Source organism: Chloroflexus islandicus, from assembly GCF_001650695.1.
GTDB classification, from domain to species: domain Bacteria; phylum Chloroflexota; class Chloroflexia; order Chloroflexales; family Chloroflexaceae; genus Chloroflexus; species Chloroflexus islandicus.
In genome coordinates this window covers 262,768-282,576 of sequence record NZ_LWQS01000038.1, presented here as the reverse complement: position 1 = coordinate 282,576, position 19,809 = coordinate 262,768, and the positions used below count along the sequence as shown (strand labels likewise).

The following is a 19,809-nucleotide window of genomic DNA, read 5'->3' as shown; positions in this document are numbered from 1 at the left end:
CTGACTCCTCCACTGGTGAACGTACTTGAACGATTTGGGTGGCTCTTGGCCATTACCTATCGAGTGCGACAGTTTGACTGCCGCACTCCATGATAAACTGTTACCGCAGCAAGTAACCGTCGGTGTGATTCATATTGGAAACAAACGGTGGCGAGAAACGAACTCATCCAATCCTCCCCGACTCCTCCGCTGGTGAACGTACTTGAACGATTTGGGTGGCTCTTGGCCATCATCACCGGCTTGGTGTTATTCGCTTTTCTCTACCAGCGCGGCTACGATGACCCATACATCACGTACCGCTACGCGCTCAATCTCGCAACCGGTCACGGCTTTGTCTACAATCCCGGTACAGCTACACTCAGCACCACGGCGCCGCTCTTTGGTCTGATCCTTGCGCCGGTGGCGTTGGTGGGTTGGCCATTACCGCTCGTCGCCAATCTGATCGGCTGCCTCAGCCATGCCGCCGGCGCGCTGGCATTGTGGCACTTGGGCCGGCTGTGGCGCGATGAGTTGGTCGGCGCGGCGGCAGCTTTGCTCTATTTGCTCATGCCGCTCCCACTGACGACCCTCGGGAGCGAGACGTTGCCGGCGATGGCGCTCACGTTGTGGGCGTTTGTAAGTGCGGCCCAAGGCCGGCAATGGCTGACCGGCGCGCTGCTGGGGGCGCTGGTCTGGCTGCGGCCTGATGGCATACTGGCCGGGCCGTTGGCGCTATTGCTGCTGATGATTGATCACGGCAACTGGCGAGATTGGCGGCGGTGGCCATGGGTTGCGGCGCTGGTGTGGGTCGCGATTGTCGCTGCCGGTCTTGGGCTGGCATGGGTGGTCTATGGCGCGCCATTGCCGGTGACGCTCTATGCCAAGCAACAGCAGGCGCTCATCCCCGGCTTTTACGATTTTGTTGATCGGTTGCAGGTCACCCTCAACGGCTATGTGCGCCAACCGTTTTACCAGATCGTGTTTGCGCTGGCCGGGATTGGTCTCTTTGCGACGCTGCGCTCGCCGCGCTGGTTGATCTTGATCGGTTGGGCTGCGCTGTATGGTTTAGCCTATACTGTTTTGCACGTCGCCGGCTATTTCTGGTATGTTGCGCCATTGGTGATCGGTCTGGCCCCGGCGTTTGGGGTTGGGGTGCGAGTGTTGGTTCGCTTGCTTCAGCGCATTGGCGGCAATTGGTTGGCGATCGCCGGAACTGTGCTGGTGTTGGGGGGTATGGTCTTTTGGCTTAGCGGATCGGTCTACCGCATCGGCCAGCAGATCGATCAACGGCTGACGGTGTACCGCGCCGCCGGCGAATGGCTGGCCGCCAATACAGCGCCTGCGGCGAGCGTCGCCACGCTCGAAATCGGCATTATCGGCTATTATGCGCAACGTCCGCTGATCGACTTTGCCGGCCTCTTGCAGCCCGATATTGCGGCTCAATTAGGATCAGGCGGGTTCCCCGCCGCGGCGCAGTACGCGATCGATCGCTATCAACCGCAGTACCTCGTCTTGCAAGAGCAGGTATTGTCACTGTTAGCGGGCCGGCCTGATCTGGTGGAACGTTGTCCGGTCATTGCCGAGATTCCTGATCCGCGTTATGCCGTGCCATTGACGATCCATCAGTGCCAGTGGTAAATCTATGAATCATCCGGCTCATCACATCAATGAAGGCAAATCAATGAAGAAGTGGATCTTGCTCTTGTTGGCGCTGGCGTTGCTCGCCGGGCCGGCGCCGGCGATTGCCCAGCCAACCGAACCGCTCTGTTTTCCTGATGTGCCGTTGATCGATACCTGCTTGCATCCGTCGTTTGTCGCGTATTGGCGCGACAATGGCGGCCTGCCGGTCTTTGGCTATCCGATCAGTCCGCTGGAACAGTTCGTTGGTGATGAAGGCCGCACCTTAACCGTCCAATGGACGGAACGGAATCGGTTAGAGTTGCATCCGGGCAATCCGCCTGCCTATCGCATCCAGATCGGGCGCATGGGGGCTGAAGCATTAGCGCGGGCCGGACGCGATCCGTTTGCCGATCCGCCCGATGCCGGGCCGCAACCCGGTTGTCTCTGGTTCCCCGAAACTGGCCATAATGTCTGTGATCAAGAACCGGGCAATGGTTTTCGCACCTATTGGCAGAATAACGGGCTGCGGATTCCCGGCCTCAGCCGCTATGCCCAATCGCTGGCCCTGTTCGGCTACCCATTAACCGCGCCGCAGATGGAGCGCAACGCCAACGGCGATCTGGTGTTGACGCAGTGGTTTGAGCGGGCGCGTTTCGAGTGGCACCCGCAGAACCCGGCTCGTTCGCGAGTATTGCTCGGTTTGCTGGGGCGTGAACTGTACACTGTGTCCCAACCCTTCCCTGATCTGCGCGGCGGGCGTTCAGTGTTTGGGGTTGAGATCAATCGTGGCTTTGGGCGTGTAACAGCCACGCAACTAGCCGAACTCGGCGCTGATTGGGTGCGCTATAACGGCATTCGCTGGGATGAAGTCGAGCCAACCCCCGGCACGCGCAATTGGGATGCGTTGCGGCAGGTCGAGGCTGACATCCTCGCGATCAATGCTGCTGGTGCGGTGCCGATGGTGGTTGTGCGCAATGCGCCAGTGTGGGCGCAGGCGCAACCCAATAAACCTTGCGGCCCGATCCGCACTGATGCCTTGCCCGCCTTCGCCGCCTTTCTGACCGATGTAGTGGCGCGCTATCGCCAACCCCCCTACAATGTGACTTTTTGGGAGTTGGGCAATGAACCGGATGCGCCGTTTCAACTCGTTGGCGGTGATGAGCCGTTTGGCTGTTGGGCCGATGAGAACGATAACGATGGCTACGGCGGGGCGGCGTATGCAGCGATGCTCAAAGCTGCCTATCCCGCTATCAAGGCTGCCGATCCGCGGGCGCAGGTGATTCTGGGCGGCTTGCTGCTCGACTGCGCGCCTGATCGACCATTGGCCAATGGCCAGCCTTGCCGGGCCGGTCGCTTCTTCGAGGCAATCTTGCGCGCCGGTGGTGGCGCGTATTTCGATATTGTCGCCTACCACGCCTACGGTTATTTTAGCCCCAACCGTGATCCCGACCGCGAGCGTCCGAATTGGAGCGATCGCGGCGGCGCGACACTCGGCAAAGCTGAGTATCTGCGCGCTACATTGGCCCGGTACGGCTATGCCAAGCCATTGATGATGAATGAGGGATCGTTATTATGCTACCGCAGCTCTCCTACTTGCCGGCCCAACGGCTTCGAGGAGGCGAAAGCCGATGCGGTGCTACGGTTGTATGCTCGCACCATCGCCGCTGACCTGTTGATGTCGCACTGGTATACGCTCAACGGCCCCGGCTGGCAAGAGGGTGGCCTGCTCGATAGCCGGCAACAACCAGTGCCGGCCTTTCGCGCCTTCCAATTTGCCCGCCAACAGCTCGGCGCAGCGCGCTATCTGCGTCCGGTGACGATGGCTGGATTAGAGGGGTACCATTTCCGCGCGGCTGAGAGCGAGGTGATTGTGGTCTGGAGCGTTGATGGCGTCGAGCGAACCTATTCCGTGCCGGCTAATGCTCGTGCGATCTATGATGCTACCGGCGTTGTGCTGCCGTTATCGGAAACATTAACGCTAACCACCGCGCCACGGCTGATTGTGATTCCTAGGTCGCAGTAACGGGGCGCGGCGGTACGGCTCACCGCCGCACCGCCGCGTTCACCGTTACCCTACCCGTTTACCAGACAGGATTCGCCCAATAGCCACCAAAATAATTGCGCCGATGGTGGCCACGACGATACTCCCTAGAAAACCGGCGCTGCCGTGGATGCCAAGCAAGCCAAAGACGAAACCTCCTACAAACGCGCCGATCAGGCCTAGGATCAGATTACCGGCCAACCCTTGCGAGCTGCCGGTTACTTTGCCGGCCAGCCAGCCGGCAATCAAGCCGACCACAATCCACGCAATAATGCCGCCGGGATCGAGTATCATCGGTTGCCTCCTTTCCATACGTCCATACGCTGGATTGGCTACAGCGACACTGGCACTATAGCACGTCCCGGCTAGCATGCGCAATTATTTGTTACACGAAATATTCGTTAGCGTCCTTCCTTCGTAACCCACCGTCCGGTCAGTTCGGCCACCAGCGCGTACCGCTCGCGCACATCAGCCAACAACGTTTCATCAACCACCTGCGCATTACGATAGACCTGCTTGTCGAGCATGCGGTTGGGATCGCCCCCCGGCCAGATCCGCCACGAGTCGTTGTCGATCACGTCGGCAACCAGCAGGCTGCCATCACTGGCCCGGCCAAACTCGATTTTGAGATCAACCAGTGTGACATCGAGCGCGGCCCACGCCGTTTCAAGGGTCTGAAAGACCTGCCGGCCTATGTTCGTCATCTGCTCAACTTCGGCGGCAGTAGCGATCCCCTGTGCGACGATCTCTTCCGGCATGATCTGCGGGTCGTGGCGCGCGTCGTCTTTAAGAAAGAATTCAACCAACGGCGGCTCAAATCGCTGTCCCGCCGCTTCGGGATGGCGGCGCAGGTATGATCCCGCCGGTAAGCGGCGCATCACTACTTCCAGCGGGATCATCGCGCAGCGCCGCACGACGGTGAGGGTTGGTTCCGGCGCGGCGATGAAGTGGGTCGCAATCCCAGCCCGGTTCAGCAAGTGAAAGACGTTGGCCGTTGTTTGCCCGGCCAGCGCCCCTTTACCCTCGATCACACTGCGGCGCGCGCCGTCGCCGGCGGTGATGCCGTCTTTGTGGCGCAGAATCGCCAGATCGGGATCGGTGGGGTGGGCGTACACGATCTTCGTTTTGCCTTCGGCCAATACATGTCCGAGTTCCATAGTCTGCTCCTTCCCGTGGGGTGCGGGCCGCTGGCCCGCCGATGAATACTACCCGTAGGGGCGCGGGCCGCTGGCCCGCCGATGAATGCTACCCGTAGAAGTTGAGGGGCTTATAGAACATGTGGTTGAACACAGCCGTCGATCACTGTGCGATGCCTCAAAGCCCGGTGCTACACTCCCCTCTCCCACGCCAGTGGGAGAGGGGCTGGGGGTGAGGGCCAGCAGCCCGCGCAGCGGGCTTCGTAAGCCTAGCCCGGCCCTTCAGGGCCGGGTGCCGGACAGATGTTCTGTCCGCCCTTGAACCCGCGCCAGTGGGAGAGGGGCTGGGGGTGAGGGCGAAACAGTGCATCGTACAGCCATCAACCATGTCTACGCTCATACGTTCTGTTCACCCTTGAACCCGTAGGGACGCGGGCCGCCGGCTCGCTGATGCACGCTGCCCATAGGGGCGCGGGCCGCGGCCCTCACAGCAATCTTCCGCTGATGCGGGAGCAATGGCTGTAGCGGAGCGATATACCGGCAACTAGCGCAAACGCTCCTCTACCAACGCGCTCGTGCCTTTTCCCTGTTTCGGCTATTCCCCTTCATCCACCAGCCGCACCGCTGGCGTGGCCGTCACGTGACCAACCAACCGCGCTTCCGGGGCGGTTGCCAGCGCGGTTGCCACCGCTTCAACCGGCACTATCACCAGCATGCCGAGCCCCATATTGAGCGCGTGGTAGGCTTCTTGTTCGCTGAGGCCGCCAACCTCGACGAGCAATTGGCAAATCGGCGGGATGTCCCACCTGCCGCGCACGATGGCGGCTCCCATGCCTGCCGGCAGCACCCGGGGTAGGTTGTCATAAATGCCGCCGCCGGTGATATGGCAGAGCGCCTTGACCGGCGCCGCTGCGCGCAATGCGGTCACTTCGGGCAGGTAGCAGCGGTGGATCGCCAGCAGCGCCTCGCCGATGGTTTGCCCGCCGAGGATGGCTGGGCGCGCGTGATAACCCTCAGCGGCAAAATGGTGGGCGACGATCCGGCGAGCTAGCGAGTAGCCATTGGTGTGCAGGCCGGTGCTTGGCAGCGCCAGTATCGCATCGCCGGGGGCGACATCGGCCCGTGGCAGCATGGCATCCCGCTCGACGACGCCGACGATGGTGCCGGCCAGATCGAACGCGCCGGGAGCATAGACATCGGGCATCTCGGCGGTTTCGCCGCCAATCAGCGCGCAACCGGCGGCGCGGCATCCGGCGGCGACGCCGCCGACAATCGCTGCCACCTGCACCGGATCGAGCTTCGCCACCGCAATGTAATCGAGGAAGAAGAGCGGGCGCGCGCCCTGCACCAAAATATCGTTAATCGCGTGATTGACTAAATCCTGCCCAACGGTGTCATAGCGGCCAAGCGCAGCGGCCACCAGTGTCTTGGTGCCCACGCCATCGGTGCTGCTGACCAGCACCGGCGCTTGCATCCCGGCCAGCGCCAGCGCCGCATCAAAACACCCGCCAAACGCTCCCATCCCGGCCAGCACTGCCGGCCCGTGGGTGCTGCGCACCGCCGCCGTCATCAGCTCTTTCGCCCGCGTCGCCGCGGCAATATCTACTCCGGCAGCACGATACTGGGTCATAGTCGCTCCTCGCCAAGACGCGCGCTGAGCCGCGCAAACGCCTCACTCTCAGCCCGAAAGACATGTTGCACTTGAACAGTCGTGACGCTGCTGGCGCCGATGCTGCGCAGGTAATCGATCGCCGGCAATAGTTCTTCTTGCGGTACGACCACATTCACCGCGTACCACCCGCTCTCACTGGCAAACTTGCTCCACACCGGCGCGATCGTCGGCCCCTGCAAGCCGGCCAGCTCGTGGCGGGCAGTTACCTTCCGCCCCACCTCTTCCACCGAGGCGCCGGGCAGATTGGCGGTCAGCGAATAGAAGAGGCGGCCACGCCGGCGGGCTTCGATCAATTCGCAAAGCTGGCGCACTAGCTCGAGCCGGGCCGGGTTGCCGCGCAACGAACGGCGCGAGCCGATTAAGACCGCCTGCGAGCGGATGATCGGCCCGCCGACGATCTTCAACTGGTTCTCGCGAATGGCAGTGCCGGTCTCGGTGATGTCGGCGATAATGTCGGCGTAGCCAAGGCTCGGCGCCGCCTCAGTCGCGCCTTGCGACTCGACCAGCTCGAAGATGTTGATGCCATTGGCATAACAAAACCGGCGCACCGTGTTGGGGTACTTGGTGGCGATCCGCAATCGCCGGCCCCGCGCTTGGAATTCGACCGCCAGATCGGCCAAATCGGCCCACGAGGTGACATCGATCCAGCTTTGGGGCACGGCAAAGACCAGCTCAACCCGCCAGAAGCCGAGGTCGTCGATCACGACCAGCACATCATCATCGTCATCGCCGCGCTGTTCGTGCAGCAGATCGTAGCCGGTCACCCCCAAATCAATCGCGCCCTCGGCCACTTTCGTCACAATATCGGCGGGCCGATGCAGCAACACCTCGGTGCCGGGCAAGCCGCGCAACACCGCCGTGTACTGGCGCGGGTTGGCGCGGGTCACGCGCAGACCGCAACTTTCCAGCAACGCAATGGTCGCATCGTAGCCGGAACCTTTAGAAGGGATAGCAAAACGCAGTGTCATAGCGCAGACCTATCATAACGCGCGCGGCGCTGTTGGTAGAGAGCAGTAATCGCGGCTACGTTCCGCCGGGCATAGACATCTTGCACGGCCTTTGCTAGCCGTTCGATCGCCAACGTGAGCGCATGGTTGCCCAGCGAGGGGCTGGCGACATCGCGCACATTGCGCCCGTCATCGGATGCGAGTTGGCTGAGATCGACCAATTCCGGGTGCATCGCCAGCAACAGCGAGGTCTCCCAGAGCGCACCGTGATCCTGCATCGTTTCATCGACTAGCTCGAGCGGCGAGATGGCAAGGGTCAGCAGGTGATGGTGCGACCACGCTTCCTCGGCAGTCTCGATCAGCGCCAGATCGATCATCGTGGTTGCGGGCAAACCGATCACAATCGCGGCTTGAAATCCTTGAGCGGCGACAACAGCCAGCCGTGCGGCCACGACTTGGCGGAATAGCTCAACATTGTCATTGCTATCCCACCACAGCAACGGGTAGAGGACACCACCCACCCGGCGCGCTGCGCCTTCGGCCACCGCTTCAGCAATATAACCGGCGACTCCGTGGGGCAAGTGCGATCCGCGCGATTCTAATGTCGCCCACGGCAACCAGCAGATTGGCTGTTTCGCGATGAGCTGTTGCTGCTGGGCCGGCAATACGTCAACGTAGCGCCCCCACGCTTGCGTAGCGCTCATAACGCCTCCCCCAATGCCGCCAGCGCAATCCGCCGTTCGGTGCGTGCGGCGAGATCGCGCCACACAACGTACTCGCCCTCACGTTCGGCTGCACCTACGATCACGGCGGCGGCAAAACCGCGCCGGGTCGCATCGCGCAGATTGTCTTTCACGCTCCTCCCGCGCACATCGAGCACCACCGCTCTCCCGCCGGCGCGGATGCGCTCGGCGACGGCTAACGCATACGGGTAATCGTCATCGCTCACTGCGGCCACTAACACGGTCGCTGGCAGCATCAATTCCGGCATTGTCGCCGCGGCCAGCACCCGTTCCAACCCATAGGCAAAACCGACTGCCGGGGTTGGTTGTCGCCCGCCGAGGGTACTGACCAGATCGTCGTAGCGCCCGCCGCCGCAGAGCTGGTTCCCGTCACGGTCGTAAATCTCGAAGATGAGGCCGGTGTAGTAGTGCAATCCGCGGCCCAACGCGCCATCGATCACCAGCCGATCGCCCGGCACGCCATGCGCTGCTAGCAGGTCGAGAATGGCTTGCAACTCGCGGAAGGCCGCTGATTCGCTGCCAAGTAAGCTGGCCAGTGCCGGCAGCGCCTGCGCCGGCGAGCCGCTGATCGCAGCGAGTTGGGCCAACTGCGCTAGCGCCGCTTCGACTAATGGCTGCTCATCGGCCCGGCGCAGGGTGCGCAACAGGCGTTGGATCACTTCTGCCGGACTGCGGGTGCCGGTGCGCAGATCAATCCGCATCGCAGACAGCACCCGTTCCAGCCAAATGGCCGCCTGTGCGTCATCGAGGCCGGGAGGCAATTCGAGACCTTCCGGCGGCGTGCCGAGGTTCGCCAATACCCGCTCGCGCACCGGTTCGATCCCCTCGGCCCGCAGCCGCTCAAGGCTCCACACTAACAACCCGCGGGTGCGTTCAGGCAACGCAAACCGCAGCAGCAGCTCGCGCACCAGCCCGATATGGCCAATGCGCACGGTATACCCGCTCACGCCGGCGGCGTCCAAACCGGCGCAGGCCAGTGCAATCACTTCTGCATCGGCGCGCGGTGGCAAGCCGCCGATAATCTCGCCGCCAATCTGCGTAAACTGGCGATAGGTATGGCGTTGGGGCCGCTCGTAGCGAAAGACCGGCCCGGCATAACTGAGGCGCAGCGGCAACGGTTGATCTTGCATCCCGGCCACATACGCCCGCAACACCGATGCAGTCCATTCCGGGCGCAGCGCCAGATCGCGCCCGCCAAAGCTAAACTCATACACCTTGCCGACCAGCTCTTCGCCAAGTTTGCGCAAATAGAGGTCACGGTGCTCGATAATCGGTGCATCGAGCATCTGATAGCCGTAACTGGCTATGGTTCGTTCCAAAATGGCTTGCACATACCGGCTGGCGATGTGCTCAGCCGGGGCGACATCACGCATGCCGCGTACCAGATCGACGGTCACAATACCTCCTGTCGGTTGGTATGCTACCATGCCGTATTGTAACCGATCGGTTACGCGATGGTGTTGTACTGCCGCGTGTGATTGGGAAAACCGCGGCAACTGGCGATGCCTTATCAGGTAAAACCTACTATCGCCGAGCCGGGCACACGCCCCAAGCCGTGCTTACCACCCCGATCCAGCCCGCTCCGCGGGCTTCGTCAAGACAGCCCGGCTCCTGTGACTTGCGGGATGGACAAAACACCGGGTCGATCACCCCCGTTGATCGCGGTGCGATGCCTCAACGCCCGGCTCTCCGCTCCCCATCACCCCTCCCCCAGCGGGGGAGGGGCACAGGGTGAGGGCATCAGCCCACGCAGCGAGTTTCGTACCTCTAGCCCGGCCCTTGAGGGCCGGGTCCCGGATAGAACATCGGGTTAATCACCCCCGTTGATCGCGGTGCGATGCCTCAACGCCCGGCTCTCCGCTACCCTCTCCCGCCGTTAGGTGGGAGAGGGGCTGGGGGTGAGGGCTAGCAGCCCACGCAGCGAGCTTCGTACCTCTAGCCCGGCCCTCAAGGGCCGGGTCCCGGACAGAACATCGGGTTGATCACCCCCGTTGATCGCGGTGCGATGCCTCAACGCCCGGCTCTCCGCTCCCCTCTCCCGCCGTTAGGTGGGAGAGGGGCTGGGGGTGAAGGCTAGCAGCCCGCTATGGGTTTACTCTCGCTGAAGCGGGAGATTGCTTCGCCGCCTCCGGCGGCTCGCAATGACAGGCCCGTCTGTCATTGCGAGGGCGCGGAGCGCCCGAAGCAATCCCCCGCGAGCACGGAAGAAACCCCTTTCCGCTGCGCTGTGCCTCCCTCCCCCGGCGGGTTACGGGGCGGGCAAAACGTTGGTCGAGTACAACCGTGGATTGCTGTGAAACGCCTCAACGCCCGGCTCTCCGCTCCCCTCTCCCACCTAACGGTGGGAGAGGGGCTGGGGGTGAGGGCTAACCAACGTATCGCAACGCCATCAATGACATCTGCGCTCTTATGTTCTGTTCGCCCTTGAACTCGCTGGGGGAGGGGAGGTGATAGCTACCAAGCGCCACAACATGCACAAAACGTTTTTGTGTATTTTGCGTCTTTTTGTGGCTATTCCTTTCCCATCCAGCGGCTCCCCTCTCCCGCGCCAGTGGGAGTGGGGCTGGGTTCTAGACAGATGTTCTGTCCGCCCTTGAACTCGCTGGGGGAGGGGATATGATAGCTACCAAGCGCCACAAGAGGCACAAAACATATTTGTGCCTTTTGCGTCTTTTTGTGGCTATTCCTTTCCCTAGGAGCGGGGCTGGGGGTGAGGGCTAGCAGCCCGCGCAGCGGGCTTCGTAACGCCAGCCCGGCCCTGAAGGGCCGGGCGCAGGAAACGGAATAGACTTACCTAACCCGCAGCGTGGGCTTTGCAACGCTTACTAGGCCTGAAAGGCCGGGCACACGATCGGGCGATCTGGACTGGGCCGATTTACCGCCCAACCAAATCGCGCACCGTACTGAGCAGATTGGTCAAATTACCCGTCTTAGGCACATAGGCGTCAAACCCCTGCGCCACAAATTCGCCCGGCGTCTTTTCGGTGCGCGCGGTGTGCGCAATGATCGGGCACCGCACGCCCTGCGCCCGCAGATCGCGCAATACCATCAAGCCATCGCGATCGGCCATACTAATATCGAGTACGATCACATCAGGCCCAAACTCATGCACCTTCGCCAGCGCCTCAGCGCCGCTGCCGACCGAGAGCACCTCGTGGCGCCCAACATGGCGGAGCACACGCTCGAACATCGAACGGGCCGTATAGACATCATCGACGAGCAGTATTCTGGCCATCGTTCCTTGCTCCTTTGCTCACTTGCACCATTGCCAGCGTGCGATGTTGATCGCGATGAAACGTGGCATTGCCACGTTTCATCGTTGCCGTCATTGTTATCCTCTTTCCGTGCCGGCCCGTGTGCGCGGCAACGAGAAGAAGAAGATGCTGCCCTTGCCCAGTTCGCTTTCCAGCCACATCCGCCCGCCGTGCAGCTCGACCAGCCAGCGGCAGATCGAGAGGCCCAAACCGGTGCCGGCGTGTTGGCGCGTGTCAGCATTTTCAATTTGCTCGAATTGTTGGAAGATTCGCTCTTGATCGCTCGGCGCGATCCCGATGCCGGTGTCACGCACCCAGAGCACGACCTGATCGGTATCGGCCCGCGCTCCGACCGCAATTTCGCCCGAATGGGTAAACTTGCAGGCGTTTGAGACCAGATTCAGCAATATCTGCCGCACCCGCACTTCATCGGCCAGCACCGTCGGCAACGGATCGCGGTACTCGCGGCGCAACTGAATGGGCCGCTCGCCGATCAACGCCTGCGCGGTGCGCATCGTCTCATCGAGCAGCGGCGTCAACGCGAGATTGGTTTTGTTCAGCTCAAGCTTGCCGGCCTCAACTTTCGCCAGATCGAGAATGTCGTTGATCAGGCCGAGCAAATGCTGGCCGCTGCGCCGGATCTCGGCAATATCTTGCAGCACCTGTTCGTCAATGCGCACATCGCCGTACATTTCGGGATGTTCGAGCATCGCGGTGCTAAAGCCGATGATGATATTGAGCGGGGTGCGCAGCTCGTGCGACATTGTGGCCATAAAGTTGGCCTTCGAGCGGTAGGCCGCCTCGGCAGCGGCCCGCGCCTCTTCCAGTTCGAGGGTGGTGCGGTACAGTTGCTCGTTGAGCAAATCGCGTTCGAGCAAGGCCCGTTCGAGATCGGCTTGGGTTGCGCGCAACAACTGTTCGCGCCGTTCGGATTTTTGCGCCGTATCGATCGCCCAACTGATCGTGCCGCGCACCACATACGCCGCCGCCCAACTGAGCGTTGCTGCACCGAGCAATAAGGCAATCAGGAATATGATCTGGCCGATCGCTTCAAACCACGTTGGCCGCGGCTGGCCGGCCAGATCGGCGCCGAGCAGCAAGCCGAGGTAGAGCAAGATCGCCGCTTGCGTCGCTTGAAATGGCGCGCGTGACGAGACCATGATCCCGGCGGCAAAGACCCCTAACACCGAAAGATAGACGAAACTGTTGTTAGTGAAGCCAAACGCCGCGCAACTCAGCACCGGCAATAGCGTCACCGCGCCGACCATCACCACGCTGGCCAGATAGAGGTTGCCGCGCCGTCGCAACCGGTCGCTCACGGCAACGCTGGCGAGCAGCAACAGAATCACAACATACGGCCAGACATTGCCTTGCCAACGATTGAGCAACAAGATACCGGTTGCACCGCCGGCAAGCGTTGCTAAGAGTACCAGCATCGGTGGCAACATATCAGCGACGAGACCTTCATCGGGTGTTGCGACCGGAGTGCGAGCGGGGATGAGGGTGCGCGCAACCATAGGATGGTGTTCCTCTCGCGTGGATTAGATTAGATATTGCTTGCGAATATCATAACATGCCTTGCCGGTTGGGTACATTGAAAGATGATGAAAGGCTGTATGGCATGGCTGGATAGCGGCAGCGCATACGTTGCCGTTACAAGCCGGTCATCGCGGTATCCAACACTTTGCGGAACACCTCCATATCGCTGCGCAGATCGGTGAGGCGTTGCTGGACGGCGCCGCTGGCCGAGGCCATCGCGACCGCATCGGCGGTCTTAAGCCGGACAATCTCGGCTAGGGTGGTGTCAAGGCTGGCGTCAATGTTCGCGAGCTGAGCCTTAATCCGGTTGAGGTAGGTGCTCAAATCTTGAATATGCTGCTGTTGGGCGCGCAACGCTTGCCGCTGCTCTTCGAGTTGCTGACGGGTGAACGGGTCGATCGTGGCGCTGATCTGCCAATCGAGTTGGGTTAGTTGTTGTGACAAACGCTGCCAGTCGTTCGTGGCTAAGAAGCGTTCAATGATCTGCCCCTTGTCAGCCAGCACATACGCTTCGGCCACTAAATCGCGGGTCTGGTTGACAATATTGCCGAGCAGTCCGGCCAGCGGGCCTTGCGCTGCGCCGGCGGCTCGTTCGACCTCGCGCTGCGATCGCTCGATCTCGCCAAGCGCGGCTCGGAGCGCCGGACTGGTGATGCGCGGGCGTGGTGCGGGCGGTGGTGCGGTCAGCAAGGGGTCGCGCGCCGCCAACCACGTGGCAGCAAGGTAGAGGGCGATTCCAAGCGGCAACCACCAGATCGTGAGCGACAAGCCACCGAAGATCGCGGCGACCAGCACGAGCAGATTGAGCGGTTGCAAGGCGGCAGTGCGGAGTGTGTCCATACCATCCTGCCTTTGGCGAGATAGTTTCTTGTGTAATTATATCACGCTGCGACTACCTGCGATGTTCTTTTTATGGAGTGCGGCAGTTTAACTGCCGCACTCCAAACTGTCAACCCGGTCCTAGAAATACCGGCTCAGGTTTTCAAAGATCTGGGCAATATCGCCGGTATCGCCGACCACCACAATCGTGCGGGCAAACTCGGCGATCGAGTCAAGCACCTGCCGGTCGGCATCGCTGCCGTAAGCCACCGGGAAGATGCTGATCCCGCTCTCATCGAAGAGGCGCCGGATCTCATCGAGCGATGCCCGGCTTGAGTTGTCGGCTCCATCCGAGAGCAACACAATCGCGCGAATCCGATCGTCCTCGGCGGGCGGCAGGTTGTCAAGCACCTGCTTCCCCAAAGCCAACGCATCGAACAACGCCGTCCGGCCAGCAGCGCGCATCTCTTGAACAGCGATTTGCAAGTCGATCCGGTTGTCGTTGAGCGGCGCCATCGGTACTACTACGCGGGCCGTCGAGTCGAACGTTACCAACCCAACCCGATCTTCAGGCAGAATCCGCGCGAGGAAGGTCTCGATCCCCGCCTTGACCATTGTCATCTTATCGCCTTCCATCGAGCCAGAGGTGTCAACCACCAGCAAGATGTCGGCCCGCTTGCGGTTGAGCGCCCACGAGTTCTTGACCGCAACGATCACTTCCGCCGGAGGCACGGCCAAGACGGTCTGCACCCCTTGCGGGTCGGCGCCGAAGGCCGGACTGATCGGGTCGGTCAGCGGCACGTTGGGGTTGGCCGGGCGGAAGCCGAACGACATCGCGGCGCGCTGGCTCTCTTCGGTGAGCAGAAATTCGTAGAATCGCTCAGCAGCATCCCGTTCATCGGCAGTGGCGCTGGCCATAATGATGAACGGGTTGTCGTGCCAGAAGGTGCCCTCGGCTGGGTAGATCGCGACCAGCGGTGTCGGCGGCGGGTTGAATTTGTTGAAGTCGATGAGCGTAATCTCTTCCATTGGGAAGGCCGAGATGTAGCTCATGCCAAATTTCTTCATATTTTCGCTGAAGATCAGCGTGTTGTAGCCGTAGTGCTTAATGCTGCGCCCTAATTCGCGGATGAAGCGGGTCGCCGCTTCGCTCTGCACATCGGCCACGGTCAGGCCTTCACGCTTGCCGGTGGCGGCGTAAAACTCGGCGATCAGCGTGCTGAGCGCCGTCGTGCTGATTTCCGGATCGGTATGGCCCCACGAGAAGCGGCCCCATTCCGGGTGGCCGAAGCGGCCCCAACCCTGCGGGTCGTTGGTCAGATCGAGGATATCCTTCCAGCCGATTGGCTTATTCGGCCAACCCATCGCCTCGGCCATCGGCTTCCACATCGCGATCACCACCGGCGTCAGCACCAGCGGCTTGTTGGAAACGGCCACATTCTGGTTGCCGGTCTCTTGCTTGAGCACTTCCAGCCACGTGCTAGCCGATGGGCTCCAGACCGTTACCTTCAGCGTGCCGTTCTTGATCTCGGTGCGGGCCGCGCCCGACGATTTGTTGATCCCCTCGACCTTGACCCGGCGGTCGTTGACCGTGATCCGCTGTTCGTTGAAGCGGGCAATCTGCTCGGTCAGCCATTTATCCTTTTCAGGACTGTAGGCAATGTTAATGGTGATTGCATTCGTATCACCGCTGTCAAACACGGTACTAATGTCACCGCAACCGCTCAGGAGCGTTGTCAGCGCCACGAGCAGCGATAGTAGCTTGAATAGCCTGATTTGCATAGCGTGCTCCTCTCAGATATCCCAATCGTAAGCGCGTTGCTCTCACCTTCCCGTTGCGCTTTGCCATGTCGTTACCAGCGCCGAAACTACCTCTGGCGACGGCGTGGCCAGTTGCGCGGCCAGATCAAGCTGGAAGCCGTAACTGCTGTAGCGGCCAAAGAGCGATGTAGGATCGTTCAGATCAATCGTCACTTGCGGATTGGCCGGGCGAAAGCCGTACTCGCGCATGGCGACGGTCTGTTCGGCGGGGCTAAGCAGGAAATCGCGCAGCAAGCGGGCAGCTTCGCGTTCGGCGTTGTCGACCCAAGGTGCAGTAAGAATAGCGCAGGGATGGTCGCTGACGATCGTCGCGGCGGGGTAGTAGACCCGCACCCGTAACCCGCGGCCTTCGCTCTGCCGGAATGCTTGCAGGGCAAGGTTTTCATACGTAGTGATGATGTCGTAGACGCCGGGCCGGATGACGAAATCGGTGGTGAGGGCGCCAGTGCTGTCGGGCCAGCCGGCCTGCATCCGCCTGTTCAGTTGGCTGAGCCACTCACGAAACCCGGCGTCGCTGGCTTGTTCGATCGTCAGACTGCTGGTTTGGTGATACTGCGCCGCCAGCACGATCAAACTCTGGATTCCGCCGTTGCTCTTGGCCGGCGATGAGATGCCAATTCGCACATTGTTAATCTGATCGGGCAATTGGCGTTGCCAGAGTTGCCATGGGTTGGCGATGCTGGCCGTGCTCGGCGCTTCGCGCATCAAGGCCACCAGCGGGGTAAAAGCTAGCGGTTGGGCCGCCTCGCGCAGCAGATCGGCCCGCCATTGCTGCAATTCGGCGAGTTGTAATTCACTGGCCGGGCTAATGACGGTTGGTTGGTAGCCATCGCGCTCGATGGCTGTGATCAAATCACGGGAACCGGCGACGCGCATGCGCACCTCAACTACCCGCCCGTTGATCGTCGGGTTAGTGCGGGCAAACCGTTCGAGCGCACTGCGTAGCCATGCCTCTTTTTCCGAACTGACGGCAAATTCGACCCGGATCGGCGGCGCGGCGGTGGGTAGCGGCAGCGGCGCCCAGCCGACGGGGCCAAACGCGACGGTAACAATCGCCAGCAAGAGCGTTGCCAGTAGGTAGATGCCTGCTATCGCGCGTGAGATTCTCAACATACCTATCTCGCTTCGTGTGGTAGAGGCTGCTTATATCGTAGCATCTTATCCATACTGGCGTGATTCCAAACCGTGCTGTCTGCACCAAAAGATACGCGCCATTGTGACCGAACGTTGCAAATGAAATGAATGGAGCAGCCTAGGGGTGAGTGTACACTGCCAAGGCGCAAAGCGAGCAAAGGCGCAGAGGATGAAAACGCAAAGGCGCAGTAGAGCCGGACGGCTGTCCGGCTCCGCAGAGAGCGCCAAGGGGTGAGGAATGGGTAGAGACGCCGCGCGTGCGGCGATGCTGTGGGAGCGCCCAGTTGCCCCCCATCCCCGCTGGGTTCAGGGGCGGGCAGAACATTTGATTGATGACAACGGTTGATCGCTGTGCAATGGCGTAAAGCTCCATGCTGCGCTCCCCATCACCCCTCCCCCAGCGGGGGAGGGGCAAGGGGTGGGGGCATCAGCCCGCTGGAGGAGGGAGCAAGTTGCGCCCCCGCTCCCAGCGGGAGAGGGGCAGGGGGTGAGGGTCAACAGCCCGCGCAGCGGGCTTCGTAAGCCTAGCCCGGCCCTGAGATGTTCTGTCCGCCCTTGAACTCCGCTGGGGGCGGGAGCAAGTTGCGCCCCCTCTCCCAGCGGGAGAGGGGGACGGGGGGTGAGGGCCAGCAGCCCGCGCTCTCTGGTTGTCATTGCGAGCCGCCGGAGGCGGCGAAGCAATCTCCCGCTCTTACGGGAGGGGTACGCTTTCCGGTTGGTCTAGCGCGCCGGGAGGCGAAGCGATCGCTTATGCGCACAAGCGGGGATCCGCTCAGCGACCCATGGCGCTGAAGTGGGGGATTGCTTCGGCGCGCGGGCAGAGCCTTGCCCTGCCCGCGCACCTCGCAATGACAACTGAGGAGCGGGAGGGGTGCGCTGCTGCGTTCCGTTCCCATAGCGCCGTGTTTGCCCTCCCGCGGCTCCCCCTCTCCCACCGTACGGCCGGGGGGTGAGGGTCAACAGCCCGCGCTCCTCGGTTGTCATTGCTTCGCCGCCGCAGGCGGCGAAGCAATCTCCCGCTCTTACGGGAGGGGTACGCTTTACCCGTTGGGCTACCTCTGCTTAATAGCATCATGGCAGAAGTTTAACGTTAACTTAATACTTCAATGATGACTGATTAACCTGAACCCTCTACCATAGCGTAGCTATTGGAACGACAGCCGATTGCGAGACGCTATGGCCACGTACACGCCGCATCAAGAGCGCCATCCGAATACGCTACGGCGCGAGCATCGTGAATGGTTGCTCTTCGCCCTCTTTATTGGCCCGAATCTGTTGCTGTTTAGCGTATTCACCTATTGGCCGCTGCTCTACAACGTCTATCTCAGCATGGTGCGCTGGGATTTTCTGCGCCCGACAATGCCGTTTGTCGGTCTGCAAAACTATATCTCTGCCTTCAGCGACCCCCGTTTCTGGAACATCATTTGGCAAACGGCCACCTTTACCGTCTGGTCGGTGGGTCTAACGCTGGTATTGGGGCTGTTGTTGGCGCTGTTGCTCAACCAGTCGCTGCGCTACCGCAACACGGCGCGCGCGATTGTGTTTGCGCCAGTGGTGATGTCGGGCGCTGTGGTGGCAGTGGTCTGGAGCTATATCTTTGACCCGCGCTACGGTTTGATCGACCAACTGCTCGGCTTTATCGGTCTCGACTCGCCGAACTGGCTGGTCGATCCGTTCTGGGCCATGCCGGCGGTGATTATGGTCTATGTGTGGAAGAACATGGGTTACGCGGTGGTGATCTACCTCGCTGGCCTGCAAACCATTCCCCGCGAGTTGTACGACGCGGCGCGGGTTGATGGCGCTGGCGCATGGGAACGCTTCTGGAACGTGACCCTGCCCGGTTTGTCGCCGGTGGCTTTCTTCTTGTCAGTAACCAGCATTTTGACCTGTTTTCAATCCTTCGACCTCATCCGCGTGCTGACCAATGGCGGCCCGGCTGATGTGACGACGACGCTGATCTTCCACCTCTACGAGCTAGGGTTTGTCTCGTATGACGCCGGCAAGGCGGGGGTGGTGGCGATCGTGTTGTTCCTCATCATGCTGGCGCTGACCATCGTACAGATCCGCTATGTCGAGCGGCAAGTGACGTATGGATGATGGTGGGCGGGGATACGGATTCACACGGTTGTGATGATATAGACACGGATTAGGTATGGCGGTGACGAACGACATTGAGCGCACAATCACGCCGGTGGCTGTTCGCCGGCGATCGACGCCGCTCTCGCTGGTGGCGTGGCGGATCGCTGGTTATGTGGCGATGCTGGTGGTGGTGGTCGTGATTGGATTGCCGGTGTATTGGACAGTGATGGCCGCGTTTAAAGAGACGCGCGAAATCTATTCGCTGCCGGTGACTTGGTGGCCGGCGAACCCGACACTGGCCAATTTTCCGGCGGCGTGGCAGGCGGCGCCGTTTGGCCGCTATTACGTGAATAGCTTAATCACCACCTTCTTTGGCGCGGCGGCGGAAGTGATTTTGGCCTTGTTCTCGGCCTACGCATTGGCCTACTTGCGCTTCCCGCGCAAAGATTTGGTCTTTCTGCTGCTGTTGGCGGCGCTGATGGTGCCGGTTGAGATCACGATTGTGCCGAATTATCTGACGGTGGCCCGGCTCGGCTGGATCAATACCTACCAAGGCATTATTGTGCCGGGAGCGGCCATTGCCTACGGCACCTTCTTGCTCCGCCAAGCCTTTCTGGCCGTGCCGCGCGAGATTCTCGAAGCGGCGCGGGTCGATGGTGCGGGTCATTTCCGCATTCTGTTCAGCGTCGTGGCGCCGATTGCCCAGCCGGCGATCGTGACGATGGCGCTGTTGTCGGTGGTGAGCAAGTGGAACGACTTCCTCTGGCCGCTGATTGTTACCAACACCACCGATATGCGCACGCTGCCGATTGGCGTCTTCTGGCTGCGCAATAGCGAGGGCTTGTCCAATTGGGGCGTGGTCATGGCCGGGTCGCTCTTCCTGATTGTGCCGGTGTTGATTGGGTTCTTGCTGGCCCAGCGGGCGATCGTGGAAGGAATGACCGCCGGTGCGGTGAAGGGGTAGGAGGGGCATGACGCTGTAATGCCGGCATGACGGTGTAATGCCGGCATTGCGCGCAATGCCC

At 61.3% G+C, this 19,809-nt stretch carries 15 protein-coding genes; 4 read left to right on the top strand and 11 right to left on the bottom strand.

The window, feature by feature from the left end; genetic code table 11:
- Positions 1-147 precede the first annotated feature (147 nt).
- Positions 148-1,617 (top strand): hypothetical protein, encoded by a 1,470-nt coding sequence (locus tag A6A03_RS05435; RefSeq protein ID WP_066784532.1) that lies wholly within the window; start codon positions 148-150, stop codon positions 1,615-1,617.
- 43 nt (positions 1,618-1,660) lie between these two features.
- Entirely contained in the window at positions 1,661-3,622 is a 1,962-nt protein-coding gene (locus A6A03_RS05430) for a glycoside hydrolase 5 family protein (RefSeq protein ID WP_066784529.1), read from the top strand.
- A gap of 45 nt (positions 3,623-3,667) precedes the next feature.
- Here A6A03_RS05430 and A6A03_RS05425 read toward each other — a convergent pair whose 3' ends face one another.
- From A6A03_RS05425 to A6A03_RS05375, 11 genes are all read right to left on the bottom strand, one after another.
- Positions 3,668-3,934: a GlsB/YeaQ/YmgE family stress response membrane protein gene (locus tag A6A03_RS05425; RefSeq protein WP_066784526.1), complete on the bottom strand. Its 267-nt coding sequence runs from the start codon at positions 3,932-3,934 to the stop codon at positions 3,668-3,670.
- 107 nt (positions 3,935-4,041) lie between these two features.
- Entirely contained in the window at positions 4,042-4,797 is a 756-nt protein-coding gene (locus A6A03_RS05420) for a phosphoribosylaminoimidazolesuccinocarboxamide synthase (RefSeq protein ID WP_066784523.1), read from the bottom strand.
- Positions 4,798-5,371: 574 nt separating this feature from the next.
- The gene (gene purM, locus A6A03_RS05415; RefSeq protein WP_066784521.1) at positions 5,372-6,406 is read right to left on the bottom strand and encodes a phosphoribosylformylglycinamidine cyclo-ligase; all 1,035 of its coding nucleotides are present in this window, start codon (positions 6,404-6,406) and stop codon (positions 5,372-5,374) included.
- Positions 6,403-7,416 carry an ATP phosphoribosyltransferase gene (gene hisG / locus A6A03_RS05410; RefSeq protein ID WP_066784518.1) on the bottom strand — a complete coding sequence of 338 codons (1,014 nt, stop codon included), beginning with the start codon at positions 7,414-7,416 and terminating at the stop codon, positions 6,403-6,405. Before hisG ends, purM begins: the two co-directional genes overlap by 4 nt.
- A complete protein-coding gene (locus tag A6A03_RS05405; protein ID WP_066784515.1) occupies positions 7,413-8,099 on the bottom strand; it encodes a creatininase family protein in 687 nt (228 codons plus the stop codon). The genes hisG and A6A03_RS05405 overlap by 4 nt, the downstream gene beginning before the upstream one ends.
- A complete protein-coding gene (gene hisZ / locus A6A03_RS05400) occupies positions 8,096-9,535 on the bottom strand; it encodes an ATP phosphoribosyltransferase regulatory subunit (RefSeq protein WP_245668850.1) in 1,440 nt (479 codons plus the stop codon). The genes A6A03_RS05405 and hisZ overlap by 4 nt, the downstream gene beginning before the upstream one ends.
- Positions 9,536-11,013: 1,478 nt before the next feature.
- The gene (locus A6A03_RS05395; RefSeq protein WP_066784511.1) at positions 11,014-11,373 is read right to left on the bottom strand and encodes a response regulator; all 360 of its coding nucleotides are present in this window, start codon (positions 11,371-11,373) and stop codon (positions 11,014-11,016) included.
- A 96-nt stretch (positions 11,374-11,469) separates the two neighbouring features.
- Positions 11,470-12,909 carry a sensor histidine kinase gene (locus A6A03_RS05390; protein WP_066784507.1) on the bottom strand — a complete coding sequence of 480 codons (1,440 nt, stop codon included), beginning with the start codon at positions 12,907-12,909 and terminating at the stop codon, positions 11,470-11,472.
- 136 nt (positions 12,910-13,045) lie between these two features.
- Positions 13,046-13,771, bottom strand: a complete 726-nt coding sequence (locus A6A03_RS05385; protein WP_066784505.1) for a hypothetical protein — start codon at positions 13,769-13,771, stop codon at positions 13,046-13,048.
- Positions 13,772-13,891: 120 nt separating this feature from the next.
- On the bottom strand, positions 13,892-15,532 hold the full coding sequence (locus tag A6A03_RS05380; protein ID WP_066784504.1) for a VWA domain-containing protein: 1,641 nt from the start codon (positions 15,530-15,532) through the stop codon (positions 13,892-13,894).
- A 42-nt stretch (positions 15,533-15,574) separates the two neighbouring features.
- Positions 15,575-16,684: a substrate-binding domain-containing protein gene (locus tag A6A03_RS05375; protein ID WP_066784502.1), complete on the bottom strand. Its 1,110-nt coding sequence runs from the start codon at positions 16,682-16,684 to the stop codon at positions 15,575-15,577.
- 1,197 nt (positions 16,685-17,881) lie between these two features.
- Here A6A03_RS05375 and A6A03_RS05370 point away from each other — a divergent pair.
- On the top strand, positions 17,882-18,802 hold the full coding sequence (locus tag A6A03_RS05370; protein ID WP_066784495.1) for a carbohydrate ABC transporter permease: 921 nt from the start codon (positions 17,882-17,884) through the stop codon (positions 18,800-18,802).
- Between the two features lie 55 nt (positions 18,803-18,857).
- Positions 18,858-19,748: a carbohydrate ABC transporter permease gene (locus tag A6A03_RS05365; protein ID WP_066784488.1), complete on the top strand. Its 891-nt coding sequence runs from the start codon at positions 18,858-18,860 to the stop codon at positions 19,746-19,748.
- Positions 19,749-19,809 lie beyond the last annotated feature (61 nt).